Origin of the sequence: Erythrobacter sp. (assembly GCF_023653175.1) — a bacterium.
GTDB lineage: Bacteria > Pseudomonadota > Alphaproteobacteria > Sphingomonadales > Sphingomonadaceae > Erythrobacter.
The window spans coordinates 1-7,128 of record NZ_JAMNXL010000182.1; the positions used below are offsets into that span (position 1 = coordinate 1).

The following is a 7,128-nucleotide window of genomic DNA, read 5'->3' on the forward strand; positions in this document are numbered from 1 at the left end:
GGCCACCAATAGTACCACTATGTTATGGTGGCCGGGTGGGGAGGCGGGGCGGGAGGTCTGTGCCACCGAAAGGTGGCACGCAAACAAGCGAATCCATTTCTTGCCGTTTCGCGGCAATTCGCCTATCTGCGCTCCCAAGGTGGCCGCTCCGAAAGGGGCGGCCCTTCTATTTTCAACGGAGATTTCCCATGGCGACCAAGGATCAGCCCAAGCCGCTGATGCCGCATGCCACCGCGACCTGGCTGGTGGACAACACCGCGCTCTCCTTCGAGCAGATCGCCGAGTTCTGCGGCCTCCACATCCTCGAAGTGCAGGCGATGGCCGATGACCTTGCGGGCAGCAAGTACACCGGGCGCGACCCCGTGCACTCGGGCGAGCTGACGCAGGGCGAAATCGAGAAGGGCCAGAACGACGCCACCTACTCGCTCAAGATGCACAAGGCGCCGGTCGAGGTGACCCGCACCAAGGGCCCGCGCTACACCCCCGTGTCGAAGCGGCAGGACAAGCCCGACGGCATCGCCTGGATCCTGCGCCATCACCCCGAGGTGTCGGACGCGCAGATTTCGAAGCTGATCGGCACCACCCGCAACACCATCGGCGCGATCCGTGACCGCTCGCACTGGAACATCCAGAACATCCAGCCCAAGGATCCGGTGACGCTCGGCCTGTGCTCGCAGCGTGAACTCGACGCGATGGTCGCCAAGGCCGCCAAGCGCGCCGGGATCACCGAGGACGCCGACGCCGCACCCAAGCCCGAGCGCAACGACCGCGAAAACCTGATCGCGGAACTGCGCGCCGAGCGCGACGCGACCCACAAGGCCGCCGCTCAGGCTGCCCAGGAGGCCGAGGCCGCAGAATGGCTCGCCGCCCGCCGCGCCGCCGAGGCCGAGGAAAAGAAGATCGATCCCGAGAGCGGGTTCATCTGATCATCACAAGCCCGTCACGCCGTGTTTAGCACGGGGTGACGGGCTTGCTGTTTCGCGAGGGCGTGTCCGCAGTTTCGCTTGTGCGACAGGCGATTGTGCGTCACACTAACTGACATGACTGTCAGTAGCTCCGTCGCGCCCGACCTCGCACCCGCCTATCACCATCCGACCCCGCTCGGCACCACCTTCGCACCGGCGAGCCTCCCGGCGCTGCTTGAACGCACCCTTGCGGCCAACCGCCAAGCGCCCTTCCTGCACTTTCTCGGGCGAACCTACACCTACGCGCACATCCACAAGCAGGCCGTCGCTTTCGCCGCCGGGCTTCAGGCGCTCGGCATCGTCAGGGGCGACCGGGTCGGCCTGTTCCTGCCCAACGTGCCGATCTATGCCGCCGCCTATTACGGGGCGATGATGGCAGGTGCGGTGGTCGTGAACTTCTCGCCGCTCTATTCGGTCGAGGAATTGAGCTGGCAGGTGGGTGACAGCGGCACCAGGGTGCTGGTGACCGTCGACGTGCCCGAACTCTACAAGACAGCGAGCAAGGTGCTGGGCGCCTCGGCGCTCGAGACGTTGGTGGTGGGCAGCCTTGCCGACCAGCTGCCGTGGTACAAGGGGATCGCGCTCAAACTGCTGAAGCGCGAGCAGATCGCCGATGTCGCCTATGGCGCGAACGTCCGCAGCTGGGCCGACATGACCCCCGACCGCGCCCCGGCCCCGGTCGAAGTTACCCCCGATGACCTCGCGCTGCTGCAATATACCGGCGGCACCACCGGGCGGCCCAAGGGGGCGATGCTCGGGCATGACCAGCTTTCGGTGAACGCCCAGCAGGTCGCTTCGATCAACCCCTTCGGCAATCCGTCCGGCGAGGTGTTCATGGGGGCGTTGCCGTTCTTCCATGTCTTCGCCAACACCGCCCTGCTCAATCACGCGATGGTGACCGGCGCGTCGATCGCGATGGTGCCGCGGTTCGAGACCAAGCAAGTGCTCGAGACGATCCAGCGCTACCGCTGCACCGGCTTCCCGGGCGTGCCGACGATGTTCCAGGCGATCCTCGATCACCCCGACCTTGCCAAGACCGATCTTTCCAGCCTGAAGGTCTGCATCTCGGGTGGTGCGCCCATGCCGGGGCCGGTCCATGAAAAATTCGAGGCAGTGACGGGCGTGCGCATCTGCGAGGGTTATGGCCTCACGGAAAGCTCCGGCGTGGTCTCGGCCAACCCCTATGACGGCACCCGCAAACGCGGCACCATCGGCCAGCTGGTGCCGGGGACAGAGGTGGTGCTGCTCCACAAGGAAGACCCCGCCAAGCTCGCCCCCGCAGGCGAGCCTGGGGAGCTCGCGGTCTACGGGCCGCAGGTGATGCGCGGCTACTGGAACCGCCCCGAGGCCGATGCCGACAGCTTCGTCGCGCTCGCCGGCAAGCGCTATCTGCGCACCGGCGATGTCGCGCGGGTGGACGCGGAAGGGTTCCTCGAAATCGTCGACCGCATCAAGGACATGATCGCGGTGGGCGGCTTCAAGGTCTTCCCGAGCGTGGTCGAGGACGTGATCCTCGAACACCCTGCGGTCAAGGAGGCGCTGGTGATCGGCGTGCCCGAGGAATACCGCGGCGAGGTGCCGCGCGCCTATGTCACCTTGAACGACGGTGCCACCGCGACCGGCGCGGAGCTGGCCGACTGGCTCAACGCGAAGATCGGCAAGCACGAGCGGGTCGACATGGTGGTGGTGCGCGAAAGCCTGCCCAAGACGATGATCGGCAAGCTCGATCGCAAGACGCTGCGGGCCGAGGTGCTTTAGACGCCGCCAACGTTCGCCGAATGTTTCACGTGAAACATTGGTGCCGAAAGCGGCAGGCCCAAGGGCGGGATCCCGCCCCGATCACCGCGTGACGGGTCGCCGATGAGCGGACAACCACACCATGACGAGATGACAACGACCGCCCTTCGCACGGCAACGCCGCAACCCCTGCATGGGAGCGGCCGGGCGCTGCCCCGAACGCCTATTCCGCAGCTTCGGCGCCCATTTCGAGCAGGGGCTTCGCAGCCGGGGCAGCTGCTGCTGCTGCACGGCCGTTCGGGGCGAACCGCCCGTCGACCTCGGCGCCCTGTTCGATGGTCAGCGCATCGTAATGGACATCGCCCTCGATCCGGGCGGTCTTGAGGATCACCAGCTCGCGCGCGGTGATCGATCCGGTCACCTTGCCCGCAAGCCGCGCGGTCTCTGCCACCACGGCGCCGCTGATGCTGCTCTTCTCGCCCTGCACCAGGCTCGCACAGGTGATGTCGCCGAGCACCGTGCCGTCGATATGCAGATCGGCCGAAGCGCCGAGATTGCCGGTGATGGTCACATCCGCGCCGATCACCGAAAAGGTCGAGCCAGAGGCCATCATGCTGCTCCTGTTAGCGGGCCGCGCTTGCGGAGCGGGCTGGGAAACCGGGTCCGGCTGCGCGGACTTCCTTGAGAACATCGGGGGCAGCCTCCAGAAACGGGCGCGGGTTGACCGCGCGGTCATTGATGCGAACTTCGAAATGCAGGTGCGGCCCGGTGGAGCGCCCGGTCGAGCCGAGCCCGCCGATCGTCGCCCCCGCCGCGACCGCCTGACCCACCTTCACGTCGATCCGCGACAAGTGGGCGTAGCGGGTCAACATCCCGTTACCATGGGTGATCTCGATTGCGTTGCCATAGCCCGCCTTGCGCCCGGCGAAGGTCACCCGGCCATCGGCAGCGGCGAAGATCGGCGAACCGATCGCGCCCTTGAAGTCGATCCCGGCATGCATCGCGCCCCGGCCGTTGAAGGGATCGCGGCGGTAGCCGAAGCCCGAGGTGATATTCTCGACCGAAGCGGGAACCACCTGCGGAATGCCGTCCAGGGCGCGTTCGAGCACCGCCATGCGCGCAAGGCTGAAGCCGAGTCGCTCGAAGCGCGGGTCGATATCGTCGCTGCCGCCCAGAAGCGCCTCGAACGGACCGCCCATCGCCTGCTGGGTGTCGCGGGTCATCGACTTGGGATCGAGATTGAGCTTGCGCATCGCCGCCTCGGCACGGCGGGCGCGGGCATCGGCGAAGCGGGTGAGGCGTTCGACGAAGGCAAGCTGGCGCGCTTCGATCTCGGCGAGGCCCTTGGCCTGCGGGATCAGCGCGCTGACCTTCTTGACCGTCTCGCTGGCCTCACGGGTCGAATCGCTGATCGTCCCGCTCGCTGCGCCTTCGCGCACCATGTCTTCGGGCAGCATCCGGGCCATCTCGTCGAGGAAGTCCTGCCGCTCGTTCAGATCCTCGACCACCTTGTCGAGATTGCCGCCATATTCCTTGATACGCTCGCCCGCCTTGGCCACGCGGGCCTTTTCTTCGACGAAGGAGGCAAGATCGGCCTCGGCACGGTACTGGCCCCAGGCCATCACGGCGAGCGCGACCAGCCACAGAAAGGCGACCGCCACGACGCCGCCGGCGACGCGCATCTGGAGCTGCGAGGAGACCTTGATGAAGCGCACCTGTCCATCGGCGCGCATGAAGAACTCGCGGTCGGGGAACCATTGCCGCAGCCGGTCGCCCCACGCATGTGCGGTATCTTTGAATGACAAGATTGCGGCCCCGGTGTTGTTATTGTGCCCCGGGCCGCGGAGTTATCAGGGAGGCCTCTTATGGTCGAATCCTATATTGCACTCCTAGGTGAGTTGATGCGGAATCACGGCGAAGCGATCCGCGCTGCCGCACGACTGAAAGACGCGGGCGTATTACTGCGGCGAATCGGCCTTTCCCCTGCGGCGAATCGGGGGGCCTGCGCTGGTTTGGACGCACCTTTCGGAGCCGGGCCTGACAGGCGGGCCGCGCGGTGCTAGAGGCGGGTTCATGACCAAGATGACCGCAGTTCATCCGCCTGCCGAGGCCGCCGATCCGGCGGCGCTGGTGACAGCGTTGGCGCGCGATGCGCGCGCCGCGCAGCGCCAGCTTGCCGCCATGACGAGCGCCGCGCGCGCCGCCGCGCTGCACCGCGCGGCCGAAGCCCTGCGCGCGGCCGCGCCGCAGGTGCTGGCGGCCAACGCTGCGGACCTCGCCGCAGGCGAGGCGCGCGGGCTTTCGGGCGCGATGCTCGACCGGCTGATGCTCGATGAAGCGCGGCTCGCGGGCGTGGCCGATGCGGTGGCGGCGGTGGCCGATCTGCCCGATCCGGTCGGCGTGGTGATCGATTCCGCCGAGCGGCCCAACGGCCTCAGGCTGAGCCGCATCCGCGTGCCCGTCGGCACCATCGGGATCATCTACGAAAGCCGCCCCAATGTCACCGCCGACGCCGCCGCGCTGTGCGTGCGCGCGGGCAATGCCGCGATCCTGCGCGGCGGGAGCGAGGCGGTCCATTCCAACCGCGCGATCCACGCGGCGCTGGTAGCGGGGCTCGTTGCGGGCGGCGTTCCGGCTGCGGCGGTGCAGCTCGTCCCTTCGCAGGACCGCGCCTGTGTCGGTGCGATGCTCACCGCGAGCGGGCTCATCGACATGATCGTACCGCGCGGCGGCAAGAGCCTGGTCGAGCGGGTGCAGGCCGAGGCGCGGGTGCCGGTGCTCGCCCATCTCGACGGGATCAACCACACCTATGTCCACGCCGCCGCCGACCCCGCCATGGCCGAGGCCATCGCGGTCAACGCCAAGCTGCGCCGGACCGGGATCTGCGGGTCGATGGAGACGCTGCTGATCGACGCGGCCTACCCTGCCCCTGCCGCACTGGTCGCCGCGCTGATCGATGCGGGATGCGAAGTGCGCGGCGACGCCCGCACCGCCGCGCTTGACCCGCGCGTCATTCCCGCCAGTAATGACGATTGGGACACCGAATATCTCGATGCGATCCTCTCGGTCGCCTGCGTCGACGGGATCGACGCGGCGCTGGCCCACATCGCACGCCACTCCTCGAACCATACCGAAGCGATCGTGACCGCCGACGCGGCCGTCGCCGAGCGCTTTCTCGCCGAGGTCGACAGCGCCATCGTCATCCACAATGCCTCCTCGCAGTTCGCCGACGGGGGCGAGTTCGGCCTCGGCGCCGAGATCGGGATCGCCACCGGGCGGCTCCACGCGCGCGGGCCGGTCGCGCTCGAGGGGCTGACCACCTACAAGTGGCAGGTGCGCGGGGTTGGGCAGATCCGCCCCTAGAGCCCATGTCTCGACCGCAACTGACCGGGCTGCTCGGCGGCAGCTTCAACCCCGCGCACGGCGGACACCGGCGCATCACGCTGTTCGCCGCCGAGGCCCTCGGGCTGGACGAGACCTGGTGGCTGGTCTCGCCCGGCAACCCTCTGAAACCGCAGGACGACATGGGTTCGCTGAAGGCCCGCCTGCGCTCCGCCGAACAGCAGGCGCGGCGCGCGCGGATCGTGCCTTCCGCGATCGAACTCGATCTCGACACCCGCTACACGGTGGACACGCTGAGGAAGCTTGTCCGGCGCTATCCCAAGCGGCGCTTCGTGTGGCTGATGGGGGCCGACAATCTTGCGCAATTTCACCTCTGGAAGGGCTGGCGGCGGATTGCGCGGACAATGCCGATTGCGGTGATCGCGCGTCCGGGGTATGATGCGGCCGCCATGACGAGCCCCGCCATGGCCTGGCTCCGGCGCTATATCGTGCCCGCTGCCGGTTTTCGCACAAGGGGGCAGTGGAGCGCACCGGCCCTGGTGTTATTGCGTTTCGATCCCGACCACCGCTCGGCCACGGCAATCCGCCGTGCTCATGCCGGGTGGGCCGAGCAGTTGCTCGGACAGGGATCGGCTGGCGCACATCATGACGCACCGGTGCGCGATCGGCTGACATTCCGCAGCATCCGGTCATGGGAGGACGCATGAAGCGCGCCATCAGCGTTTCGGCCAGGATATTGGCTCGTCCCACGGCCGGTCTGCGTCATGCCGGCTTCCATCGCCCCGCACTCTGGAGATACACGATTGCCGATGAACGAGGCCTTTGTCGCATCGCTTCCGCTGGGAGCCACGCAGGTCGCCGCCAAGCTCGCCCAATTGCTGGGCAAGCCTGAGGTGGGCCCCGACGCGCTCCATCAGCTGGTGCTGTCGCAGCTTGACGATGATCAGGCGCAGGACATCGTGACCATCCCGCTCGAGGGCAAGAGCTCGATCGCCGATCACATGGTGATCGCGAGCGGGCGCTCGACCCGGCAGGTCGCGTCGATGGCACAGAAGCTCGCCGAGACGATCAAGCAGGCCGGCTA

At 67.6% G+C, this 7,128-nt stretch carries 7 protein-coding genes; 5 read left to right on the forward strand and 2 right to left on the reverse strand.

Annotation, left to right across the window (positions count from 1 at the left end; translation table 11 throughout):
* The first annotated feature begins 188 nt into the window (after positions 1-188).
* Both NBV68_RS16010 and NBV68_RS16015 read left to right on the forward strand, forming a co-directional pair.
* Positions 189-926 carry a DUF1013 domain-containing protein gene (locus NBV68_RS16010; protein ID WP_296311644.1) on the forward strand — a complete coding sequence of 246 codons (738 nt, stop codon included), beginning with the start codon at positions 189-191 and terminating at the stop codon, positions 924-926.
* 114 nt (positions 927-1,040) lie between these two features.
* Positions 1,041-2,723, forward strand: a complete 1,683-nt coding sequence (locus NBV68_RS16015) for an AMP-binding protein (protein ID WP_296311646.1) — start codon at positions 1,041-1,043, stop codon at positions 2,721-2,723.
* A gap of 202 nt (positions 2,724-2,925) precedes the next feature.
* Here NBV68_RS16015 and NBV68_RS16020 read toward each other — a convergent pair whose 3' ends face one another.
* Together NBV68_RS16020 and NBV68_RS16025 are read right to left on the reverse strand one after the other, a co-directional pair.
* A complete protein-coding gene (locus NBV68_RS16020; protein ID WP_296311648.1) occupies positions 2,926-3,315 on the reverse strand; it encodes a polymer-forming cytoskeletal protein in 390 nt (129 codons plus the stop codon).
* Between the two features lie 10 nt (positions 3,316-3,325).
* A complete protein-coding gene (locus tag NBV68_RS16025) occupies positions 3,326-4,507 on the reverse strand; it encodes a M23 family metallopeptidase (protein WP_366068483.1) in 1,182 nt (393 codons plus the stop codon).
* Between the two features lie 268 nt (positions 4,508-4,775).
* Here NBV68_RS16025 and NBV68_RS16030 point away from each other — a divergent pair, with 268 nt between their 5' ends.
* The 3 genes from NBV68_RS16030 to NBV68_RS16040 all read left to right on the forward strand — a co-directional run.
* Positions 4,776-6,065 carry a glutamate-5-semialdehyde dehydrogenase gene (locus NBV68_RS16030; protein WP_296311651.1) on the forward strand — a complete coding sequence of 430 codons (1,290 nt, stop codon included), beginning with the start codon at positions 4,776-4,778 and terminating at the stop codon, positions 6,063-6,065.
* Positions 6,066-6,070: 5 nt separating this feature from the next.
* Positions 6,071-6,751: a nicotinate-nucleotide adenylyltransferase gene (locus NBV68_RS16035; RefSeq protein WP_296311655.1), complete on the forward strand. Its 681-nt coding sequence runs from the start codon at positions 6,071-6,073 to the stop codon at positions 6,749-6,751.
* Positions 6,752-6,853: 102 nt separating this feature from the next.
* Positions 6,854-7,128, forward strand: a 275-nt coding sequence (locus NBV68_RS16040; RefSeq protein WP_296311659.1) for an RsfS/YbeB/iojap family protein, incomplete at its 3' end; no start/stop codon positions are given.